The sequence below is a fragment of the Acinetobacter sp. SM34 genome, from assembly GCF_022012365.1.
Taxonomy (GTDB): Bacteria; Pseudomonadota; Gammaproteobacteria; order Pseudomonadales; family Moraxellaceae; genus Acinetobacter.
Genome location: NZ_JAKLTP010000001.1, coordinates 236276 through 260150, shown reverse-complemented (window position 1 = coordinate 260150; position 23875 = coordinate 236276). Strand labels below are relative to the sequence as shown.

Here is a 23875-nt window from a genome sequence, read left to right as displayed (position 1 = left end):
ATGATTAAAATTGCTGTCCTTGTTTCAGGAAGTGGAAGTAACCTGCAAGCCCTGATTGATGCCAATCTTTCAGGTCAAATTGTCGGTGTTATTTCCAATAAACCTGAAGCTTATGCTTTGGAACGTGCTGCAAAAGCCGGGATTCAAACTGCGGTTATTGAACATAAGCAATATCCAAATCGTGAAGCCTTTGATGATGTGATGCATCAACAATTGCTGGATTGGGATGTTGATCTGGTGATTCTTGCAGGCTTCATGCGCATCTTAAGTGCCAAGTTTGTCAAAGCCTGGGAAGGGAAAATGCTCAATATTCACCCTTCTCTACTGCCTTACTATAAAGGCATGCATACCCATCAACGTGTACTCAACACAGGTGATGTGCTGCATGGCTGTACGGTTCACTATGTTACTGCTGAACTGGATGCAGGTCAGGCATTGGCGCAAGGTGTGCTGAAGGTGAATTTGCATGATAATGCGGTTTCTTTAGCAAATCGTGTGCATGTGCTTGAGCATGTGATCTATCCACAAGTGGTGGAATGGATTTGTACTGGAGCAATTCAGCATACTGCGCAAGGTGTGCTGTATCACGGTCAGGCAATGAAAGAACCGGTACAATTCTGTAAACTGTAAGTTTTAAAGATTCTTATCTCATAAAAAACGCATCCTCGGATGCGTTTTTTATTGCTTCAATTTTTCTTATTTCACAATCAGAGAAATTATGCTGACTGCTGTTGAATTAATTGCTTGATTAATTCTGCAACGTCGATTGGATGCTCCAAAGGGAACATATGTCCACCTTTAAATACCTCAAAAGGAATACCGAATTTCTTCTGCACCTGTTGTGGAAACTTGCGTGCTAGAAAAGGCCCTTTTTCAGCCACCACCAGATGTACCGGTAGCTTCGGTTTGGATTGAGGCAACCACCAAAGCGAAGGATTAGTCTGGAAGATCTCTACTTCATCCTGCTTGGGAATGGTCAGCTCTACGCCACCGCGAGCTTTATCGTCCGTCAATGCATAATCGATATAGGCTTGAAAGCAGTCAGCGTCAAAGTCTTGATAAAAACCCTTGGGTCTAAGTAACTCTGCCGCCTGTTCACGACTCTCCCAATGATCACGACGACGCTTGGACAATCCGGCAGGTGACATTTTATCCAGTGCTTTTAACTTGAAAAGTTTAGCAAAATGTAACACCAAAGATTCTTTACCCATGATCAGTGGCGGGTCGAGCATAATCACTTGCCTAAACAATTCCGGACGTTTCAGTGCAGCCTGAAAAGTCAGCACCGAACCCAAGGAATGTCCCAAACCAATCACAGGTCTGCCCTGTGCTTGGCGCACAATGCTATCAATGACTTGGTTGGTCAGGCTATTCCAGTGATTATCTATGGGATAACGCTTGTCCGGCCCAAGCAATGGTACATAAATAATGTCATATTCATCTTTCAGCCCATCAAACAATTTTTGATAAACCTTCGATGGCACGCCATTGGCGTGCGCAAAGTGGATTACTGGTTTCATTGCAATTTTGTTGTTTGTTCAGATTGGACTTGCTGTGAAATTGAGCTGGCAAAACCCTTCCCCATGGAACTGCCTACACGCCCCAGTACAGAATCGAAAGGACTATATTCGATGGTGTAATTGACTGCTTTTTCAAGCTTCAGTTCTCGTTTTAAGCTATTCAAACTGCCAGTACGGTCTGCAATGCCCAATTTCACTGCTTGCTCACCAGTCCAGAACAGACCTGAGAATATTGCAGGATCAGTCGATTTCAGTTTTTTACCACGTCCCTGTTTCACGGCATTGATAAAGTGTTCATGTACATTATCCAGCACCCCTTGCACATGAGCTTTTTGCGCAGCATCCACCGGCTGAGTCATCGACAAAATGGCTTTATTTTCACCTGAAGTCATGGTGCGGTCTTCAACGCCTAATTTCCGCATTAAACCATTCACGCCATAATTCGGCATGATCACACCAATCGATCCCACAAGGCTTGATGGATTAACAATAATTTCATCGGCAGCAGAGGCAATATAATATGCCCCTGAGGCACCGGTATCACCGATGATGGCATACAGTTTTTTATCGCTATGGGCTTTCTTCAAATATTGAATTTCCTGCCAGATTTCATCCGATTGAACCGGTGAACCGCCTGGTGAATTAATATTTAAAACCACGGCTTTGCTTTGCTTGTTTTCAAAGGCTTTCTTTAGCGCTTTGACTGTATCGGTACTATTTACGGATTGCTTATCTGCAGCAATAGTGCCAATAATATCGACCACTGCAATATGAGAACTGGTGGTTGCTGTTGGATCTGCAGTAGATGTACTACAACTTTTAGCCAGTAGCACTAAAATAAAAAGAATATAAGCAAAAGTTAGACATTTAAAGAAGATTCCCCAACGACGTGCACGGCGCTGTTCTTCTACAGAAGCTAAAACGGCTTTTTCTAAAATATGCCATTCTTTTCCAGATATATTTTGACTATTATGTTGTGTGTTCTGAATTTCATTTTCTGGTTTTGGCGGCCAATCGGACATGGAAAACGATCCACTGTTGAGTTAAATTGCACTCATTATATACACTGATCCGGGTAAATCTGTCTAAATTATCTGTTTTCCCTTATAATAAATTTATCTTTTCCATTTATGATGCAATTGACAATACAACAATGACCGATCGAAGCTCCCAGAATACAACCTATCGTCTTTTGCAGTTTATTAGCCGACAACCTATTCAAATTTCTCGATTTATAGCTCGTGGTTTAGCTGGTCTGGTCAATGCTCTTAAAATTTCTAAAACCTCAGAAACCATTCGACTGAATTTAAATATTGCCTTGCCTGAACTGAGCGATACAGAACGGGAAAAAATTACTGCTCAAGCCATTCGCAATGAACTGATGTCATATTTTGAATTCTTCAGTATTTGGGGTTCCAGCAATAAAGCCAATCTTGCACGCATTCACAACGTACACGGCAAACAGCTGTTACTGGATGCACTTGCCGAAAACAAAGGCGTGGTTTTAATTGTTCCTCATTTTGGTACTTGGGAAATCATGAATGCCTATCTTGCCCAATTTACCAAAATGACCATCATGTACAAACCGGTGAAAAATGAAGCGGCCGATCTGTTTGTCCGTAATGCCCGTAGCCGCGAACAGGCAACTTTAGTACCTACCGATGAATCCGGCGTTCGCCAGATTTTTAAGGCCTTAAAACAAGGTGGGACGACAGTTATTTTGCCAGACCATACCCCAAACGTTGGTGGTGAAATGATTCCTTATTTTGGACTGCCTTTGGCCACCAGTAACTTAAGTGCCAAACTGATCCAAAAAACCAAAGCCAAAACATTATTTTTATATGCACTGCGTAATGATGATCAGGGTTTTGATCTACATTTTGAAGCAATTGATGAACGCATCTATAACGTCAATACCAATCAAGGTACAGGCATTATTTTTCAAGCCATTGAAAACCTGATCCGTCGTTACCCTGAGCATTACCATTGGAGCTATAAACGCTTTAAAGCCAGCCCCGAATTGGATGCACTGTATCACCTCAATAAAACAGAGGCTTTAGCCTTGGTAGATAAAATCCGTGCCGAGACTGCAGCTCAAGCTACAATTAGCTTGGAAGGATAAGTAGGCGCTAGAATTGGGCATTTTATTGAAACCTTGGCGTTGTACGGTTTAACCATTGCCTGTGTTCGCGTGCATAATGTAATTGCATTTGTCCATCGGCCTGTTGAGTAAATTGAATACTGCCCTGCTGAACTGTGGTCAATAAAGGAATATCCAGCTGCCGTAAACGTTGCAATGTCATTTTACTTGGATGTCCATAACGATTATTAAATCCTGCCGATGCGATCGCGAGTTTCGGTTTTAATTGCTTTAAAAAAGCATAGGCCGAGCTATGTTGACTACCATGATGCCCCAAAATCAGTACATCCACTTTTAAATCAGGATAATCCTGTAAAATTTGATATTCGGTTTGCCAGCCGGCATCTGCCATCAGTAAAAAATTCTGATAAGGTTGGGCATTTTTCACCTGTAAATAAATCACGCAGGACATTTCATTTTTCTCAGCCTTGGCATAGGCCAAATTTTCGGCTTTGGGTGACAACACGGTCATATCCACATGGTTTTTCCAATGCCATTGCAGGCCCTGCCGGCAATAATCAAACCGGCTTGAACTTGGAATTTCAATTTGCTCATTGGAATAGACCTGCTTGATCGCCAAGTCATGTTTAATCGACTGATAAGCGCCATAATGATCCAGATCGAGATGGGTCAAAATCAGTTGATCCAATTGATCCACACCCTTCACCGATAAAAAGGGCAAAATGATTTGCTTGCCGATACTAAATTTAGCCTCATCATAGTTGCCCCCCATATCAATCATCAGGGTCTGATCTTGATCGCGGATAAAAATTGCTTGTCCTTGCCCTACATCCAATACATTTAATTCAAACTGGTTTTTACTGGCATCCAGGGTAATCAAAGGAACAAAACACAATACCGCCCAGGCTTTAGGCAACACGGCTCGCGGTAAAAATAGAATCATTAAGCCTAAACATAGACTGAGCCACACGGCAAAATTCATGGCAATGGGCTGTAATGTCGGAGCAAACAGCCAGTCTAGAAGTTGCAATAACCACAGCAAAGCTGCAAGACCCAGGTCATTGAGTTGAAAAACCAGACTGCCCAAAGGTTCAGCAATGAAATAGCACAGCGCTGCAAGCAGATCTAAAGGCACAATCACCAGACCAATCCAGGGAATGGCAAACAGATTACTCAGTGGCGTAATCCATGCAATCTGCTTAAAAAACAGCATCATCAAGGGAAATAAAGCCAGAAATATTTTCCACTGTGATTCAATCAAAAGTTTCAGCTGCATTTTGATGCTTTGAATTCTGCTCTTTAGCTCATCCGTACCACTTTGCTGCTGAACGGTCTGATAAATACGTAACAACACAAAGCATGCACCATAAGACAGCCAAAATGCAGCCGATAAAATACTGAAGGGATCAAAAATTAATAAAATAGATGCACTGAACAGCAAAATATTAAGCGGTCGAACCTTTTGTTTGAATAAGATAAATAGACTGATCAATACACAGCTAAACAGCGTTCTTAACGCCGGAATTTCAAAACCGATAAATGCACAGTACAGTGCTACACTCGCGCAAAAAGGCCAGATCAGCAGATATTGCTTGGGCCATTTTAAATAAATCTGCGGCCGATAACGACTGATGAACTGATGCAGGCTCCAACACAGTAGTACAGCAAAAATCAGCACATGCGGTCCAGAGATCGCCAGTAAATGACTCATGCCAAAACGCTGAAATAACTGTTCAGTTTCAGGGTCAAGTAAACTTTTATCTCCGGTCAATAAAGCCAGCATTAAACCTTTATGCTGCACCGGCTGCTGATTGATAAAATTGCGCAATGCTAAACGCTGTTGTTCGACCCAGAGTTGAATCTGATTGGAAACAGAACCTTGTTGCCTAAGATGTCGACCATAGCCCAAAGCAGCTACTTGCTGTTGTGACAGCTTTTCTATTGCAGAAACTCTAAATCCAGACATGATATTTTGCTGGATATACCATTGCTCTTGATCAAAAGCACCTTCAGTTGCATAGCTGTGCGCTGGCAGAATCTGGCCATGTAAACGATAATATTGACCTAATTCAAGTACGGTAGATGAATCTGCATCTGCCGCATTTTTTAAAAATGCCTGCCATTGCACCACTTCTGTATGCCGATTCAGTATCTGAATTTTTTTGTTGTATTGAATGATCGCCTAATTCATTCAGGTTTTTAACATAGCCAATCACCTCCACTACTTCAGGCTGTTGTTCCCGAAACTGCAAGCGCTCATTTAATTGAAGTTCAGCATAGTGATAGCCTAGTGTTAGGCCCAGACAGAAGGCGATGCAAAGCTGTAAAAACTTAAAATACAAGCGCTGGATATGTTTGAGCACTGTCAGCTTTAACAGCAAAGTCAGGATAAACAGAGCAATACTGGGAACCAGCCATAACTGCAACAGTGGAAAAGTTTTCCCCATTGTTGCAATGCCCAGCACCCAGCCGATACAGATCATTTGAATCATTGTTATTATAATTTTTTTATTTTGTGCAATATTAAAGCCCACCGAAGTGAGCTTCAATTGATTTTTTAATTTATCGATCAGCGTCTAAGCATCGATCCAAATACCGTCTTGCATATGCAAAATCGAATCGGCAGTCTGGGCCAGCTGTTCATCATGGGTCACAATCAGCATTGCCATATTGAACTCATCACGTAACTCACTGAGCAGTTCAAAAATTTTCACTGCCGTTTTACGGTCCAGATTACCTGTCGGTTCATCTGCCAACATCAATTCAGGCTTTGCGACCAAGGCACGCGCCAATGCCACACGCTGGCGTTCACCACCAGACAGCTCACCGGGTTTATGAGTCATACGGTGCGACAACCCGACACGATTGAGCAGGTATTCTGCCTGCTCCTTAGATTGCTTGTAGTTAGTGCCTGCACGCAGCATTAGTGGCATTGCAACATTTTCCAGTGCAGTAAACTCTGGCAACAAATGATGGAACTGATAGACGAATCCCAGATGCTGATTACGTAAATAACCGCGTTCAGCTTCACCCAACGTATCAAAGCGCTTGCCATTTAAAAACACCTGGCCTTCTGTTGGACCATCCAGCCCACCCAACACATGCAGCAAGGTACTTTTACCGGAACCGCTCGAACCGACAATAGAAACAAACTCACCCGCTTTAACCTGTAAAGACAAGTTTTTAATCACCTCGACCGTGGTTTTGCCATCGGTAAAGCTTTTCGAGATATTTTTGGCTTCGAGGACAATATTACTCATAACGTAAGGCCTCTGCTGGTTGAGTTTTTGCAGCACGTAATGCCGGATAAATCGTGGCAAGGAAACTTAAAACTAAAGACAGGCTCACAATCACCAGCACATCTTGCCAACGTAAATAAGACGGCAAATAATTAATGAAATAAGCATCAAACAGGTTCCATCCAAATGCGGTATTCAACCAGCCAATTACATTGCTAATACTTGAAGCAAAAATAATCCCCAGAATGGCACCTGAAACCGTACCGATCACGCCAATGATAGTACCCTGTACCATAAAAATTCGGGTAATGGTTGCAGGTGAAGCACCCAAGGTACGCAAAATCGCGATGTCGGATTTCTTGTCGGTGACGACCATCACCAGTGACGATACAATATTAAATACAGCCACCAGTACAATCAGGAACAGTAGCAAGCTCACCATGGCTTTTTCCATCTGGATGGCGCTGAATAGATTACCGTGGGTATAGGTCCAGTTTGATGCATAAAAATTGTTTGGCAGATCCTTAACAATATCATCAGCCACTTCAGGCGCTCGGAAAATATCATCCAGTTTTAAACGTACCCCTTGGGCACCATCAGGTAAGCGCAATAAAGTTGAAGCATCATTCAGGGCGATATAGCCCATCATGGAATCCACTTCCGCTCCGATACTGAAAATACCGACAATTTTAAAGCGCTTAAAGCGTGGCACCACCCCTGCAGGAGACGGCGTTGCTTCAGGAAGCACTAAAGTAATATTGTCGTTTAATCCCAAACCCAGTGAATCGGTCATTTGTTTACCTAAAACAATGCCGAATTCACCTTTTTTCAGACTATCAATACTGCCTGCAACCATATGATTTTGGATAATCGAAACTTTCTTTTCGTATTCGGGTTCGATACCTGTGACCATGATTCCAGCGACTTGCCCTTGCGCAGTCAGCATTCCCTGCAGTTGGGTAAAGGGCGCTACACCCCTGACATGCTCATGCTGCTCAACTTTTTTTGCAAGTTCTGGCCAATTTTTTAATATTTGTGTTGAAGAAACAGTAGCTTGAGGTATCATTCCCAATACACGGTTTTTCAGTTCTCGGTCAAAGCCATTCATTACGGATAAGACTGTAATTAATACAGCCACACCTAAGGTGAGACCGATCATAGAAACCAGAGCAATAAAAGAAATAAAGTGGTTACTACGCCGTGCGCGAGTATATCTCAACCCTATGTACAGCGAGATTGGTTTAAACATACCATTTAGTCCGAGGAATAATTATGGAAAATTTACAGCATCAAAGCGCCAATATGGAACGCCGCGTTATGTCGCGTATAGATGCTGCCTTGCGAGTTAATTATCAGATTATTTCTGATGATGTCGCGCTTAATGACCCTTATGATCCTAACTTTGTGCTGCCCCGCTATTTTCTACTACTCGCAGAATTAGATCAATTTGATCACGCAGTAAACTACGAATTAGAACAATTAACTGAAAAAGATCAACAAATTGCTAGAATACTATCCTTATTCAATCAAAAATTAAACCTTATTACCGGTTCTTTGTACGATGCAATTGTACAATCCATGTTACCAATACCGGAACATGTTAATTTTTCCGAAACAGGTTTCAGCTTCTTTAGCGAGCGCCCTATTCAGGAAGGAACGTATATTCATGTCACGCTCAGCCACCCTGAGAATTTTTTCCATATTGCCGCGACTGCCCAGGTAGTCTATAGCCGTGCAGAAGAGAACGGTAAGTTCCGTACCGGCGCTTATTTTATTACTTTACATCCACAAGACCGGGTAAAACTTGCTGAATGTATTACGGTAAGCAAACCTAAAGATTAAAAAATTTAGGGATTAGACTTGATCTTGATGGCGAGATGTTGGCTCGCCTTAAGATCACGGTAAAAATAAACAAACAGGCCAAACAACAAAATAAAGGCACCGACAAAAACCATCAGCGATAATTTTTCATCATTCAGCAGTGCTCCAAACAGCATGGCCAACATAGGCGTCAATACAGTGGTCAACGATAAGGTGGTTGCCTTAATATTCTGTACCAGTTTGAAATAACAGAACATCGCCAATAGTGAAGCCATAATCACCGCATAAAACAAACCGATTAATGCCTTGGTATTAGGCAGATGATCTGGCGCATGCTGCCAGATAAACGGCAGCATACACAGTGCGAACAGACTAGAGACCAGAATGGATCCGGTTGCCTGAGCCATGGGTTTTAGCGGTGCATTGACTTTTTTGACCCAGAAAATGGATGCGCAATAGACAAAAACACTGATCAGCATTAGCCCTATGCCCATGGGCTGGACATGATGTTCACTGCCACCCAGACAGATAATACCCAATCCGAAGACCGCAATACACATCCCTAGCCACTGCACCCGTTGCAGATGAATGTTAAAAGCAAAACGACCGATTAATCCAGTCATAATCGGTGCCAAACCGAACATCAAGGCAATAATGCCTGAGCTTAAATAGGCCGTGGCCAAATAGGTAAAGATTTGCGAACCAATAAAACTACAGGCACCAGCGACATAACTATGCAAGGAAATGGCATTGGTCGGTAACTTGATTTTCAGTACCACCAATAAGCCCAATGCTAAAGGCAAGGCAATGAAAAAGCGCAGTGCCAACGCCCACAAACTATGGATGTCCGAAACACTCCAGACAATTGCCAGTGGCGTGGTAGCCCAAATAAACACCAATAAGGCATATGTGGACATGATGTTGCTTTTTGACGGCATGACGGACTCAAATTACAGTGCAGTTTTACGTTTCTGTTTCTGGATGGTTTGATCCAGTGAACTGGAAAATTCGCGTTTATCGCGTTCAGAAATCGGGGGTGGACCACCCGTATTGACACCTGCTCCGCGTAAAGAATCCATGAAATCACGTAAATGCAGACGTGCTTTTACATTGGCAGTGGTATAGATTTCACCACGAGGATGAATGGCAATTCCCCCTTTTTCAATCACTTGAGCAGCCAAGGGAATATCCTGGGTCATGACGATATCATGCTCTTTCATGCGCTCGATAATTTCTTTATCTGCAGCATCTGCGCCACTCATCACCTGAATAGAGTTAATCCGTACGGATGGGGTAATCCCCACATTTTGATTGGCTACAAAAGTTACTTCCAGCTGATAACGGTCAGAAGCGCGAATGATCACATCACGCAGGATTTTAGGCAATGCATCGGCATCGACCCAAAGTTTAAATGGCAGCACACCACATCCATAGTCAAAAAAGAATAGCCTGTAGTTTAGCAAATTCCATACGATAGAAGGATGGCTAAATTGATTCAGCTAATTCGCTGTTTTTAGATTTAATTCAGATGGTCATGCTTTCCATGACACATTTGCAGGCTTCATCGCATCCAGATACAGGATTTTGAATCTATTTCAGCGACTTTAATGGTTAAATTTAGTCCCTTGACTTGAAATTTAACAATAACCCTCGATTTAATAGATAAATACAGCCCAACATCAATTGTGAATATGAAAAATCAAAATAGACCAGAACTGATCACCATTGAAGACCAGAACTTTGGCAGTCATGTCGAACATTGGAATCTGCTTACAGATCAACCATGTACCGATGTGCCCAAGTGGTTAGGCCTGGCACTTGATGCACCAGTGATGCCAATGGGTTTATGTAAAGAAGAAGCCGATATGGACGCGTCAGCCTGGCTTATTCAAGGACCTAAACAGGCAACCGTGCAAATGACCCAGGTCATTGCCGTTGAAAACAACAAGCCCCGAGCGGTCAAAACCGCCTTTCCGAGTTTTGAAAGTCCCTACAAAGTGAATGCCATCATTGAACGGATTATCACCTGTAAATCCAACACTCAGGCGGTACTACGTTTGAATTTGGGGGCCAATACCATTGTGTACGCCTTCGATACGCTCTATAGCGTCAATCATGACCATTATGAAAAAGATCAACCTTATCTTGTGCAGCTCAATGCCTGGGCCTATGAACTGGAAGCTGTTTCCGACCATGAGCAACTGGTGGTGGATGATCCGGCATCCATTAAACATCACCGTGCATTGAATGACATTCTGGCCGCCAATAACGGCGTGGCACCTGCCAATTTACAAGAACAGATTGATGCCTGGGAACCCAAATCGGAAGATGATAAAGAACCGGTGACCGTCGATTTTTCCAAAATGGTGGCCTATCTGTATGGCGAAAATATGGGGCAGGAAGATGAAGCATGGTTCCAAGGCAATATTGTCGGTAAAACCTCCATGTCATTTATGCAGCAGGAATATACGCTTTATGATGTTGCCTTAATTCATGATGAAAATCAGGCAGCCACCCTGATTCGTATTGCCACCAAGAATCCGGCTTATAAAGACTTTGAAATTGGCCAATTCATTCGTGGCAATTTATGGATTCAAGTGAATATTTACGCTAAAAAATAAATCTTCTAACCATAGCAGCACCACAACAGGATTATCCTCTCAGGTTATGGTGCTGCTTTTTTTATTTCTTTAATACTCTTCTTTCATCATTATTCATCCCCTCTTTATTTTTCTCCCTCTGGGATAAATAAAAGGAATTTATAAAAGAAGTCTAAATTTTATTATCTCTACTCACAAATTGATTAAATTTTATCCACAGATACACATTATATTTAACGATTTTAAATTCAAGTTAAAATAACTTATCCACAATTTTAAATTCAAAATTTTATTTTAACTAACTACTACAGCTATTATATTTTTATGCCTTATTTTTAATTCTGTTATCCACCATAACCCTCTAGGGACAAGAATCTGACAAGCCAGCTGATCTTCTGGCCAATAAAATAAATATTTTAATTACATATTTTTATTTAGTACTTTATTTAATCAATTTTTTATGCTAAAAATAAAAACTATCCATATAAATTAACGATAAATAAATCGGAATAGAATTTCCATGAAAATCGTGCAAGAAGAAAATATACAAACAGTTGGCCATCAACTTACTAAACGCTTCCAGTTAGACAGCATTTCATGCCTGTTCTTTATCTTAGGTATGTTTATGTCTGCCTATATTTTGCATCACTTTATTTTTTAAGCTTATTTTAACCACTTATTTTTACCATGCTTATTTCAGCCAATAAAAAGCCCATCATGTGATGGGCTTTTTAGCTTTAGGAATTAAGCATTGCGTTTGGCAAAGTCATCCATAAAGTTAACCAGAGCCTGCACGCCTTCTAATGGTACAGCATTGTAAATACTTGCACGCATACCACCCACTGAACGGTGACCTGCCAAGTTAAGCAAATGGTTTTGCTCAGCTTCTTTCAGGAACAATTTATCCAAGTCAGCATTGGCCAAGGTAAATGGCACATTCATGATTGAACGGTTTTGTTCAGCAATCGGGTTAGCATAGAAATCGCTAGAGTCGATATAACCATAAAGTAATTTTGCTTTTTCAAGATTTACTTTGTGAATAGCATCCACGCCACCATTTTCAAGTAACCATTCAAATACCAGACCAGACAAGTACCAAGCATAAGTTGATGGTGTATTCACCATTGAATCATTCTTCGCCTGCGCAGAATATTTCAAAATGCTTGGAATTTCAGGTTTCGCCTGATCCAGCAAGTCTTCACGCACAATCACTAAAGTTAAGCCAGCTGGACCAATATTCTTTTGCGCACCGGCATAGATTAAACCAAATTTAGATACATCAATCGGTGCTGAAAGAATACTTGAAGATAAATCAGATACGAGTGGTGCATTCACTTCAGGAATGCCTGCAAACTGAAGGCCACCGATAGTTTCGTTATCTGCATAATGTACATAAGCAGCATCGTCAGATAAGTTCCAGGTGCTTTGCTCAGTAATCGCCAATTTACCGTTAATGCTTGTACCCGCTTCCACGACATTGATATCGCCATAACGTTGTGCTTCTTTTAACGCTTTTTCAGACCAGATTCCGGTATGAATATAATCAGCCTTGTTGTTTTTACCCAACAGGTTCAAAGGAATGGCAGAGAATTGTAATGAAGCACCACCTTGCAAGAACAATACTTTGTAGTTCTCCGGGATGTTCATCAATTTGCGCAAATCTGCTTCTGCTTTTTCTGCCACAGCCACATAGTCACTGCTACGGTGACTCATTTCCATGATCGAAAGACCCTTGCCATGCCAATCGAGCAATTCAGCTTGAGCTTTTTCTAAAACGGCAGTCGGTAATGCAGCAGGGCCAGCACAGAAATTGTACGCGCGCATGATTTTTCCTTTCAGAGTGAAACACAATAAAATGATGGCATTTAACCACAGATAGCCGGTGCTTGCAGTAAATTATCCTGAAAATATTTCAATGCTGTCGGACATTTAAAATCAAAATCTCAATAAAGATTGGTTTTAATAAGTCCTTTTGCATTCCCTGCCAGTAGGCTTAAAGGTGCAACTGCATCTTATTTCTAATCTTTTCAAAGTTGCTCCCGCAATAGGCGGGAATAAAAATCTAATCACGTGATTGATATACAAATGCATATTAAACAATACAACAACTTATTGATTAGACATACAATTCAATCTATGCAATATAATTGTTACAAAGAAATTGAGAATCTGAGCAATGTCACTGCATGTACCTGCACAAGCCAAGAAAATTGCACTCCTCATACAACATGGTTTTCGTCTTGGAGTGTGTACGGCCAGCCTGCTTGGCCCAGCGCAGGTTTTTGCTGAAAGCATCAGTTATGTGCAGGCCGAACAGAGCCTGTTGAAAGACTCTTACACCACGCAGGCCAATCAGGCTTTACAACAATCCGCACAATTACAAGCCGAGGCGGTCAAGGGTTTAGGTCTGCCCCGAGTCGATTTAAATGTGCGTGCCTATGCCTTTCATAATGAAGTCGACATTCCTCTGGATTCTTTTAAAAGCAATTTGGAACGAACGCTTTCTCAAGGCATCAACGATCGTATTAATCAAGAAAACCTTCCTTCCAATATTTCTGATCCTTTAAAACAAGGACTGAATCAAACCATTCATAGCGGTATTGGGCTATTTCCCGACTCGGCCAATGTGGTACTGGAAGATCAAGTAATCCGTCCTACCGTTTCAGTATTAATGCCTTTATATACCGGCGGCCTGACCTCAAGTGCCAAGGAAATGGCTGATCTTAAGGCACAGCGCAGTCAATTGAATAGCAAGCAACAGCAAGATACACAACGCTTTGAACTGATTCAGGCTTATTTTAATGCCCAATTGCAGAAGCAACTTTTGGCCTCCAGTCAGTCCAATTTTAATGCCATGCAAACGCATTACGGCAATGCCTTAAAACTGGAACGCCAGGGATTCATCAGCAAAGGTCAGCGCATGCAATTTGAAGTTGCAAAGAACAATGCCGAGCGTAGTGTGCAAAATACAGCAGCCAATTTAAGATCAAGCCTGTTTCAGCTGAATAACCTGTTACAGCGTAGCCAGATTACCGAACTGAGCACGCCATTATTTGTCAATTCCAGCCAAAATCAGAACCTGAATGCGCTGTTAAAAAGCTATCCGGAGCAATCTGCACTGATCCAGAAAATGCAGATGGATACCCAATTGGCCAATGCCAATGTTAAGGCTCAAAGCGCAGCGAAAAAACCCAACCTGTTTGCCTTTGGAGAATACAGCCTAGATGAAAAGCAAAACTGGATTGTCGGTGTAGTTGCACGCTATAACCTATTTTCCGGCATAGATAAAAACAAAAATGTTCAGGCTGCAGAACTGCAACGCTATGCATCGCAACTGTTAACCGAGCGCACTAAGCAGGAAGTCGAAAATATTATTTACACCTCTTACAATGAGCTTTCGGCTGCGCAGCAAAGCCACCAACTGCTGCAACAAAATGTCCAGGCTGCCCAGGAAAATCTGCGTATTCAGACCTTATCTTTTAAGGAAGATATGGGCACGGCAACCCAGGTGATAGATGCACAAAATAGCTTAAATGCTTTAAAAAGTGAGATGGCGCTGAATGCCTATAAATATGTCATGTCACTGGCGACTTTACTGCAAAGTCATGGTTCGATTGACCAATTCCAGAATTACATCAGTCAGTCTAATACCAGTTATATTCGTTAATTTTTGATGGGGAATACAATGACTCAAGATCAAAACAAAGCTGATCAAGATACAGAAAAGACCTCATCAGAAGAGGCTGCTAACAATCCATCCGCTCAGCAAAATGAATTGAATACTGTAGAGCAGTCTCAAGAACAGCCAAATCATACAGATTCAGCATTTTTCAGCTATTCAGAACAAGCGCAAGCGCCAGCCACTGAAAATACAGATTCAAAATCTTCAGCTACCATTAAAGTGGTTGGCATCATCATACTGATCTTGCTTCTAGGCCTAATTGGATTTGGGTTATGGAAAAGCTATCAGCCCAAGGAAGTTGAGCTGCAAGGACGTATTGAAGCAGAAACTATTCATATCAGTACCAAAGTACCGAGCCGCATTGAAGAAATGTATATCCATGATGGTCAGAAAGTGCTTAAAGGCCAGCAACTGATCCGCTTATTTAGTCCTGAAGTTGAAGCCAAAAAGCAACAGGCTCTGGCCAGCCTGCAATCTGCCTTAGCATTGCAATCCACAGCGAACCGCGGTTCACAACAGGAAAATATCGCCAGTTTATATGCCAACTGGCAAAGCCTGAAAGCCCAGCAGCATTTAACCCAAACCACCTATCAGCGTGGAGCCAACCTGTTTAAGGAAGGGGTGATCTCCCGACAACGTCGTGATGAACTGCATGCAGCCGCACAATCTGCCGCGCAAATGACCGAAGCTTCTTATCAGCAATATACACGTGCCAAACGTGGCAGCACAGCAGAACAAAAGTCCTCCGCAGATGCACAGGTTGAAATTGCCAAAGCCGCCGTTGCGGAGGCCAATGCACTAGAAGCCGAAACCAAACTGGTTTCTCCAATCAATGGCACAGTGTCTAAAACCTATGGCAAGGTGTCTGAACTGGTGGCTATGGGTGTACCTGTGATCAGTATTCTTCAGGATGATGATCTTTGGGTCAGCCTAAATATTCGTGAAGATCAGTATGCACAGGTCTATCAGGCCAAATCGATTGAAGGTTTTATTCCTGCATTGAACAAAAAGGCCCTGTTCAAGATCAAAAATATTGATGCCGAAGGTGAATTCGCCACCATTAAAACCACACGCCAAACCGGTGGCTATGATATTCGCAGTTTCAAGATTCAGCTTACTCCAGCCCAGCCGATTGCAGATTTAAAAGTCGGCATGAGCGTGCTATTTAAAATCAAAGAGTCTTGATCATGCTGCATGGCATACTGCGTGAACTTGGCTATTTGCTCAAGCATAAGTGGGACTTGTGTATGGTCACCCTGGCCCCGGCATTGATGATTGTGCTGTTCGCCAATATGTTTGCCCAAGGCAAACCCAGCCATCTGCCAATTGCGATTATTGACCAAGACCACAGTGAACTGAGCCGGACGATTATCCATCATGCCGGCCTGAATCACAGCCTGAGCATCAACAGCATTTCCAGCAGCCAGGATGAGGTTGAACAGCTGCTTAATCAAAATAAAATTTGGGGTTATATCACTGTTCCGGAAGGTGCCGAACAACGGCTGGTACAAGCCAAGGATGCTGAAATCAGTATTGCCTATAATCAAAGCTATTTTAGTGTCGGCAATAGCATTTCATCGGCCATGCTGATGAGCACCTTACAAGCGATTGCCGATTTTGGCGGTCAGCAATATCTGGAAAACCGGATTCCTTATCTGGATGCACCCACACCGAATGTCAAAATTTCGCCACTGTTCAATCCGGGCTTAAGTTATGAATTTTATTTAGAACCGTACATGATTCCAGCGATTTTGCATCTATTACTGTGTTGCTGCGTGGCCTTTGCCGTGGGACAGGAATTGAAATTTGGTACGACAAAAACATGGCTCGATGGTCAAAATTTATGGCTTGCCCTACTTTCCAAGAATATGACCTATGTGCTGATTTTCAGTTTCTGGACCTGGTTATGGATGTTCTGGCTCATTGAATTTCGTGGCTGGTTTGTAGAGGGACAACTCTGGCCTATTTTATTAGGACAATTTCTTCTCTATAGCGCATATGCCTTTATCAGCAGTACCGTGGTTTTGTCCACACATAATCTGGCTAAAAGTTTTGGTTTTATTGCCGTCTATGGCGGATCTTCTTTAAGTTTTGCCGGCGTGACTTTACCGCTGAACAATGCACCCTTATTTACCCAATTCTGGTCCAATATTATTCCCTATACCCCTTATGCCAAGTTACAAACGGAACAATGGGTCGTGGGCAGCCCAATATCCATTTCACTGCTACCGCTTGTGGTTTTAGCCGTTTATTGCCTGTTCTATCTGTTTACTGCCTATCTCTTTCTTAAAAAGTATGTAAAGGGAGTACAGGCATGAAAACTCTCAAAAACTTTCTATACTTTTATTTTAAAACCTTTAAAGATATTTCCGCCAATAGCTCGATCTTGACTACTTTGGTGCTCTCGGTATTTGTATATAGTTTCTTCTATCCAACAGCTTACAAGGCAGAACATGCCGAATCCTTGCCGATTATCATTGTGGATGAAGAACCAAGCCTGGTGACATCCAGCATTATTGGCGAAGTGGCTAAAAGCCCGAATGTACAAATTAAGGCAGTCACAGGTAATTTTGCCGAAGCGGAACAGATGATCAAGCTGCAACAGGCCGATGCTATTTTATTGTTGCCGAACAATTTATCCGGCAGTATCCGTCGTGGTGAAGTGGGCGGCATCGGTTTATATTTAAGTGCGGCCAATTTTTTAAAAACCCAAAAGATTGGTTTGGGTCTAGCAGCCTCTATTGAGCATGCGCTTGCCGAACAGGTGCAGAAATTTGGCAATATTTCGCATTTCTCCCCTGCGCTTTCCGTTCATCAAATTCCTTTATTTAATACCCTGTCCGGTTATGGCAGTTATATTTTCCCTGCCGTTGCACCGCTGATTATCCATCAGACCATTCTGCTAGGGTTGTGCATGTTGATTACGGGCTATCGTGAAAAGAACTGGACACCGAGTCAAACCGAATTCTGGGCATTATTCAGTGCCATTTTGACTATCGGCTTCCTGGGCTGTTTATACCTGTTTGGATTTACCTTTTGGCTGAATGATTATCCGCGTGGTGGCAACTTCATCGGTATGTTGATTGCTGTGCCTATATTTGTAAGTTGCGTGATTGGCTTGAGCTTGATGATTGCATCTTTTCTGGATATGCCGGAACGCGCAGGACATGTGATTGTCTTTACTTCCATTCCGCTATTTTTACTATCAGGGACAGCATGGCCACACGCAGCCATGCCTGAGTGGATGCAATGGTTGGGAAATATTTTGCCTTCCACCCAAGGCATACAGATGTTTATTCAATTGAACCAAATGGGCGTGCCTACCCAGCTGGTCATTCCGAAAATGATTTATCTGGTGACTTTTGCCGGAATCTGTCTGGTATGGGGATATTTCCGTCTGACCAGAGCTGCTCAAAAATAATCTTTTAAGTATGACATTATAAGATTATTAAATAAAACTTTACAATTTGATTATTATTTAAACTAAAACTGGTTTTTTTTTAACCATTCAAATCAATTATGAAGAAAAAAGTTAGATTGAATATACTAATCGATGCAAAATAGCCCCCAGTTCATATTTCATGAATATTTTTTATATGATTCATTCCCACGCTCCCCGTAACATGCCGATGTGATATCGACAGTGTTATAGCAGCTTTTTTTATTAAAAATTTGATTTTAAGGGCTTAGCATGAAAAAGATTAAGATTAGTCTTGCTTGGCAAATCGTCATTGCGCTCATTTTAGGTGTGCTTGTAGGCTCTTTTCTACATTATTCTCCCGAATATCGTGAAACTCTGATTAATAATCTGCTGAGTCCTTTGGGTTCAATCTTTATTAATTTGATTAAGATGATCGTTATTCCGCTTGTCGTTTCAATGCTTATTTTGGGTATTGCCAATGCAAGTCATGGTCAAAATGTGGGTAAACTCGGTTTCAAAACCATTGTTTATTTTGAAGTCATCACCACCGTTGCCATTCTGGTCGGTCTGGTTGCAGCCAATGTGTTCCAGCCGGGCGCCGGTATTGATATGTCGAGTTTGACACAAACTGACATTTCTCAATATCAGCAAACCACACAGGAAGTGAGTAGCCATTCTCATGGTCTGGTGAATACCATTTTATCTTTGATCCCTTCCAATATTTTTGGATCACTGACTGATGGGCATATGTTGCCAATCATCTTCTTCTCGGTGATTTTTGGTGTAGGTTTAGGCTCTTTAGCTAAAGAAACCCGAAAACCGCTCATTGATGTATTGCATGCTGTTTCTGAAACCATGTTCAAAGTAACGCACATGATTATGCTTTTTGCACCTTTTGGTGTATTTGGCCTGATTGCGGTAACCGTTGCGAACTTTGGTTTTAGCTCGCTTCTTCCATTAGTGAAGTTGGCCGTTTTGGTTTATGGTGCTATTTTCTTCTTCATCTTTGTCATTTTAGGACTGGTTGCTAAATTCTGTGGTTTCAGTATTTGGGAAATTATTAAAATTCTAAAAGATGAACTGATTCTGTCCTATTCAACTGCCAGTTCTGAAACCGTATTACCGCGTATTATGGAAAAAATGGAAGCTTATGGTGCGCCTAAATCCATTACCAGTTTCGTGATTCCAATCGGTTATTCGTTTAACCTGGATGGTTCGACTTTATATCAAAGTATTGCAGCCATCTTTATTGCACAGCTTTACGGTATTGATTTGAGCATCACCCAGCAAGTCATTCTGGTGTTAACCCTAATGATTACTTCTAAAGGTATTGCCGGCGTTCCTGGTGTGTCTTTTGTTGTGCTGTTGGCAACCTTGGGTAGTGTGGGTATTCCACTTGAAGGTCTAGCATTTATTGCCGGTATTGACCGTATTTTAGATATGGCTCGTACTGTATTGAATGTAATTGGTAACTCGTTGGCTGTTCTTGTGATCAGTAAATGGGAAGGCCAGTTCGATGCTGAAAAGCAAAAAGATTATCAAGTTGAAATGAAAGAAGCTGCATAATTCATAACATCAAAAAAGGAAGCTTCGGCTTCCTTTTTTATGCATTCACATCTTGAAAAGATAGTTGGTTCATTTTTCAAAATTTAACTGATTTAAAATTTTTTGAGGAAATAGTTCCTTTCTGAGCTTTGCATGTGGTTGATATAGAACTTGAAAAAGCTTCTTATCTTTTCTGGGATCAATTTCTACAGTAGTAACTTTATTTTTTCCAATTTTTATTTTACCTAAATTTTTAGGATTAAATATCTCAATCAATAATCCTTCTATAAGAAGGTAATAAAATTTTTTGCAATCAGAAGTATAAAATCCTGCACATTTTTTCATATCATGTACCCTATCTCTGACAGGATAAATATTTACATCTATATTTAGCAGGCAATTAATATCCTTATTTAGAATACTTAATCGTAATTTTTCAGCTATCTCCTTATCTATATGTACAAAATTAAATTGAGGGTATACCCTCTTTGCATAAAACATGCGCCAAAATATTGAGCAAATAACTATTTTAATTACATCCAAACTATCACTTTCAATAATCAAATACTTCCCTACTTTATTTTTATATTTCTGAGACCATAGAGTTTCCAAAAAGACTTTTTCTAATTTTCCTAAATGCTGTTCACATTCAGCACAAAGCAATTCACAATTAAACGTATTTTGAGTTAGTTCAACTAAGCTATCTACTTTGGCATCTAACTGTATTAAAAGTGAGTTATTAATAGAATTCTCTTTTAACTTTTTAAATACGCCATTTGGAATTGAATGTGAATTCCTTAACTTTTTATCTTCCAAACACAAATGACAAATCATTCCTGATCTCTTATTAATTTTTTATATTTATAACAAAAAAAAGGACGCTTACGCGTCCTTTCTTTTTAAGTCAAAACTTATTCTGCGTCAGAATCTCTTAAATCCGATTCAGTGTCAGCTTCATCAGCAATAGTTTCATCATCCACCAAAATTTCAGAATCAATTAAAGCTTCAGAGGCAACTACTTCTTCGCCTTCCACTGCTTCAATAAACTCATCTTCTTCAACTGCTTCAACAGAAACAACACCTACGAGCAGCTCTTCGTTACCTAGACGGATCAAGCGAACACCTTGTGCATTACGACCTGTGGTAGCAACTTCTGAAGCACGGGTACGAACCATCGTACCACCATCAGAAATCAACATCAGCTCTTTGCTTTCATCAATGGAGACTGCACCGACCAATTCACCGTTACGTTCAGATGTTTTAATTGCAATCACACCTTTACCACCACGTTTTTTGGTCGGGAATTCGCCCACCGGGGTACGTTTACCGTAACCGTTGGCACATGCACATAACACTTCGCCAGTTTCCGGTACAACCACCAACGAAACGATACGGCTGATCAATGCTGAATCTGAAGCATCTTCATCATCAGTCTCTACATCAGCTTCGTCGTTTTCTTCCAGTTGTGCTGCTGCACCGATGGTGACACGCATACCGCGTACACCTTTCGCTGAACGACCCATTGAACGGACATCAGTTTCTGCGAAACGAATCGCTTTTCCTTCGTTCGAGAACAACATGATTTGCTGTTCGCCATCGGTAATTGCCACACCAATCAAGGTATCGTCGCCATTCAATTCAATCGCACGTAAACCGTTTGAACGCACATTCGAGAACTGTTCAAGCTCTACACGTTTAATCGTACCGTACTCAGTCGCCATAAACACATAGAAGTTTTTGCGTACCGCTTCAGCTTGCTGTGCAAAGTCATTGATGATGTCATCATCCAGATCAGTGCTCGACAACTCTAAACCAAGCTGTTTCAACTGAATACGTAATGCGTCCGACAGGTCATCTGCACCATCTTCCAGTTCAGCAAGCGCTGCTTCCAGTTCAACATAATGTGAATTGATAATTTCATTTTCTTGCAGTTTCGCAGCATTGGCTTTCACAAATGCCTTGAAATCAACCAGGCGATCTTTAAATTTCTTCGGCGCATCAATGACCGGAAGAATCGCTGTAATGGTTTCGTTTGCATCAAGCGGCAACAGGTTCACCATTGGGCGACCTTTGGCACCACGTGATGCTTGCGGCACTTCAAATACTTTCAGACGATATACTTTACCGACATCGGTGAAGCATAGAACCGTTGCGTGGTTCGATGTCACGATCAGATGCTGGATATAATCATCTTCTTTCATTGAAGTTGCAGACTTACCACGACCACCGCGACGCTGTGCAGCGTAGTCAGAAAGTGGCTGGGTTTTCGCATAACCTGTTTTAGAAACAGTCAATACGACTTGTTCTTCTGGAATCAGATCTTCACGCGAGAAGTCGATACGTGATTCAACAATCGCGGTACGACGTGCATCGCCATACTGTTGCAGAATCAAGGCTAACTCTTCACGAATAACATTCATCAACAAATTGAAGTCATTTAAAATTGCAGTAAGTTCAGCAATTTGACCCAAGATTTCAGAATATTCCGCATGTAACTTGTCTTGTTCAAGACCGGTTAAACGGTGTAAACGCAATTCAAGAATTGCACCAACCTGTGCTGGAGATAAACGGTAAACATTGCCATCTAAACCGAATGGACGGCTTGGATCTTCACCGTCAATCTCGTCTGGACGTACAGAAACTGAACCTGCTTTTTCTAACAACGCAACTACGCCACCCGCAGCCCACTCACCCGCCTGTAAACGCTCACGCGCTTCACCCGGGTTGGCAGAAGTCTTGATGGTTTCAATGATGGCATCAATGTTGGCAAGTGCAACAGTCAAACCTTCCAAGATATGACCACGTTCACGCGCTTTGCGCAGTTCGAACATGGTACGACGGGTTACCACTTCTTGACGGTGACGAATGAAGGCAGCGATGATGTCTTTCAGGTTCATCAACTTCGGCTGGCCATTGTCCAGACAGACCATGTTGATGCTAAATGAATTCTCTAACTGGGTATTCAAGAACAGGTTGTTGACAATCACTTCAGCGTTTTCGCCACGCTTCAGGTCAATTGCAATACGCATGCCGTCTTTATCAGACTCATCACGAAGTTCAGAAATACCTTCCAGTTTTTTCTCTTTTACCAACTCGGCAATACGCTCAATGGTTTTTGCTTTATTGACCTGATAAGGAATTTCAGTGAAAACAATGGTATTACGGCCGTTTTTAGGGTCTTCTTCAATATGGTATTTACCACGGATGTGCAGACGGCCTTTACCGGTACGGTAAGCATCTACAATGCCGGATTTACCATAAATAATACCGCCGGTAGGGAAATCTGGACCAGAAATGTGCTCCATCAACCCTTCAATGCTGATATTGGGATTATTTGCATAAGCCAGACACGCATTCACAACTTCAGTCATGTTATGCGGTGCCATATTGGTTGCCATACCGACTGCAATACCGGTTACACCGTTAATCAGCAAGTTAGGGACACGTGTAGGCATGACTTGTGGAATGCGTTCAGAACCGTCGTAGTTGTCTTCCCACTCGACTGTATCTTTTTCCAGATCAGCCAAAAGTTCATGGGTGAGCTTACGCATACGGACTTCGGTATAACGCATTGCTGCTGCGCTATCACCATCGACAGAACCGAAGTTACCTTGACCATCCACCAATTGATAACGCAAGCTAAAGTCTTGAGCCATACGAACAATGGTTTCATACACAGCAGAGTCACCATGCGGGTGATATTTACCGATCACGTCACCGACTACACGGGCTGACTTTTTGTATGCTTTATTGTAGTCGTTGCCCAATTCGTGCATAGCGAAAAGCACACGACGATGAACAGGCTTTAAGCCATCTCTCACGTCAGGTAATGCACGAGAAACAATAACGCTCATGGCATAGTCGAGATATGAGCTTTTGAGTTCATCCTCAATGGCAATCGGTCGGATTTCCGATACGCTCATGCATACTCCTTATTACAAACAGC

The 23875-nt window shown here is 41.8% G+C and carries 19 protein-coding genes and 1 pseudogene; 10 read left to right on the top strand and 10 right to left on the bottom strand.

The features are described from left to right. Positions 1-630 carry a phosphoribosylglycinamide formyltransferase gene (gene purN, locus LZZ98_RS01200; RefSeq protein ID WP_237786307.1) on the top strand — a complete coding sequence of 210 codons (630 nt, stop codon included), beginning with the start codon at positions 1-3 and terminating at the stop codon, positions 628-630. Between the two features lie 86 nt (positions 631-716). Here the strand turns inward: purN and LZZ98_RS01195 are convergent, their stop codons facing one another. Both LZZ98_RS01195 and sppA read right to left on the bottom strand, forming a co-directional pair. After that, positions 717-1520, bottom strand: a complete 804-nt coding sequence (locus LZZ98_RS01195) for an alpha/beta fold hydrolase (RefSeq protein ID WP_237786306.1) — start codon at positions 1518-1520, stop codon at positions 717-719. Then, positions 1517-2542 carry a signal peptide peptidase SppA gene (gene sppA, locus LZZ98_RS01190; RefSeq protein ID WP_237786305.1) on the bottom strand — a complete coding sequence of 342 codons (1026 nt, stop codon included), beginning with the start codon at positions 2540-2542 and terminating at the stop codon, positions 1517-1519. Before sppA ends, LZZ98_RS01195 begins: the two co-directional genes overlap by 4 nt. A gap of 131 nt (positions 2543-2673) precedes the next feature. On the opposite strand from sppA, the gene LZZ98_RS01185 reads away from it, so the two are divergent. After that, the gene (locus LZZ98_RS01185) at positions 2674-3642 is read left to right on the top strand and encodes a lysophospholipid acyltransferase family protein (protein ID WP_237786304.1); all 969 of its coding nucleotides are present in this window, start codon (positions 2674-2676) and stop codon (positions 3640-3642) included. A gap of 22 nt (positions 3643-3664) precedes the next feature. On the opposite strand, the pseudogene LZZ98_RS01180 reads toward LZZ98_RS01185, so the two are convergent. From LZZ98_RS01180 to LZZ98_RS01170, 3 genes and pseudogenes are all read right to left on the bottom strand, one after another. Next, a pseudogene (locus tag LZZ98_RS01180) lies at positions 3665-6113 on the bottom strand (DNA internalization-related competence protein ComEC/Rec2). 84 nt (positions 6114-6197) lie between these two features. Beyond that, positions 6198-6881: a lipoprotein-releasing ABC transporter ATP-binding protein LolD gene (gene lolD, locus LZZ98_RS01175; protein WP_237786303.1), complete on the bottom strand. Its 684-nt coding sequence runs from the start codon at positions 6879-6881 to the stop codon at positions 6198-6200. Further along, positions 6874-8109: a lipoprotein-releasing ABC transporter permease subunit gene (locus LZZ98_RS01170; protein ID WP_237786302.1), complete on the bottom strand. Its 1236-nt coding sequence runs from the start codon at positions 8107-8109 to the stop codon at positions 6874-6876. The genes lolD and LZZ98_RS01170 overlap by 8 nt, the downstream gene beginning before the upstream one ends. 23 nt (positions 8110-8132) lie before the next feature. On the opposite strand from LZZ98_RS01170, the gene LZZ98_RS01165 reads away from it, so the two are divergent. Beyond that, a complete protein-coding gene (locus LZZ98_RS01165) occupies positions 8133-8702 on the top strand; it encodes a PilZ domain-containing protein (protein ID WP_086175625.1) in 570 nt (189 codons plus the stop codon). A 5-nt stretch (positions 8703-8707) separates the two neighbouring features. Here the strand turns inward: LZZ98_RS01165 and LZZ98_RS01160 are convergent, their stop codons facing one another. Then, positions 8708-9619, bottom strand: a complete 912-nt coding sequence (locus tag LZZ98_RS01160; RefSeq protein WP_237786301.1) for a DMT family transporter — start codon at positions 9617-9619, stop codon at positions 8708-8710. Between the two features lie 12 nt (positions 9620-9631). Continuing rightward, entirely contained in the window at positions 9632-10102 is a 471-nt protein-coding gene (locus LZZ98_RS01155) for a YaiI/YqxD family protein (RefSeq protein ID WP_237786300.1), read from the bottom strand. A 270-nt stretch (positions 10103-10372) separates the two neighbouring features. Here LZZ98_RS01155 and LZZ98_RS01150 point away from each other — a divergent pair, with 270 nt between their 5' ends. Continuing rightward, on the top strand, positions 10373-11302 hold the full coding sequence (locus tag LZZ98_RS01150; RefSeq protein ID WP_237786299.1) for a hypothetical protein: 930 nt from the start codon (positions 10373-10375) through the stop codon (positions 11300-11302). 499 nt (positions 11303-11801) lie between these two features. After that, on the top strand, positions 11802-11942 hold the full coding sequence (locus LZZ98_RS01145; RefSeq protein ID WP_237786298.1) for a hypothetical protein: 141 nt from the start codon (positions 11802-11804) through the stop codon (positions 11940-11942). Positions 11943-12025: 83 nt separating this feature from the next. On the opposite strand, the gene serC is transcribed toward LZZ98_RS01145, so the two are convergent. Then, entirely contained in the window at positions 12026-13105 is a 1080-nt protein-coding gene (gene serC, locus LZZ98_RS01140) for a 3-phosphoserine/phosphohydroxythreonine transaminase (protein ID WP_237786297.1), read from the bottom strand. A gap of 352 nt (positions 13106-13457) precedes the next feature. On the opposite strand from serC, the gene LZZ98_RS01135 reads away from it, so the two are divergent. The 5 genes from LZZ98_RS01135 (at position 13458) to gltP (ending at position 19950) form a co-directional block, all read left to right on the top strand. Continuing rightward, positions 13458-14948, top strand: coding sequence for a TolC family protein (locus LZZ98_RS01135; protein ID WP_237786296.1), 1491 nt, complete (start codon positions 13458-13460; stop codon positions 14946-14948). 18 nt (positions 14949-14966) lie between these two features. After that, positions 14967-16148 carry an HlyD family secretion protein gene (locus LZZ98_RS01130; protein WP_237786295.1) on the top strand — a complete coding sequence of 394 codons (1182 nt, stop codon included), beginning with the start codon at positions 14967-14969 and terminating at the stop codon, positions 16146-16148. A gap of 2 nt (positions 16149-16150) precedes the next feature. Further along, entirely contained in the window at positions 16151-17281 is a 1131-nt protein-coding gene (locus LZZ98_RS01125) for an ABC transporter permease (protein ID WP_237786294.1), read from the top strand. Next, on the top strand, positions 17278-18384 hold the full coding sequence (locus tag LZZ98_RS01120) for an ABC transporter permease (RefSeq protein WP_237786293.1): 1107 nt from the start codon (positions 17278-17280) through the stop codon (positions 18382-18384). Before LZZ98_RS01125 ends, LZZ98_RS01120 begins: the two co-directional genes overlap by 4 nt. A 270-nt stretch (positions 18385-18654) precedes the next feature. Beyond that, positions 18655-19950 carry a glutamate/aspartate:proton symporter GltP gene (gene gltP, locus LZZ98_RS01115; protein WP_237786292.1) on the top strand — a complete coding sequence of 432 codons (1296 nt, stop codon included), beginning with the start codon at positions 18655-18657 and terminating at the stop codon, positions 19948-19950. A 69-nt stretch (positions 19951-20019) separates the two neighbouring features. Here the strand turns inward: gltP and LZZ98_RS01110 are convergent, their stop codons facing one another. Together LZZ98_RS01110 and gyrA are read right to left on the bottom strand one after the other, a co-directional pair. Then, positions 20020-20745: a hypothetical protein gene (locus tag LZZ98_RS01110; RefSeq protein WP_237786291.1), complete on the bottom strand. Its 726-nt coding sequence runs from the start codon at positions 20743-20745 to the stop codon at positions 20020-20022. 95 nt (positions 20746-20840) lie between these two features. Further along, complete coding sequence (gene gyrA, locus LZZ98_RS01105; RefSeq protein ID WP_237786290.1) at positions 20841-23852, bottom strand: DNA gyrase subunit A; 3012 nt, start codon at positions 23850-23852, stop codon at positions 20841-20843. Positions 23853-23875 lie beyond the last annotated feature (23 nt).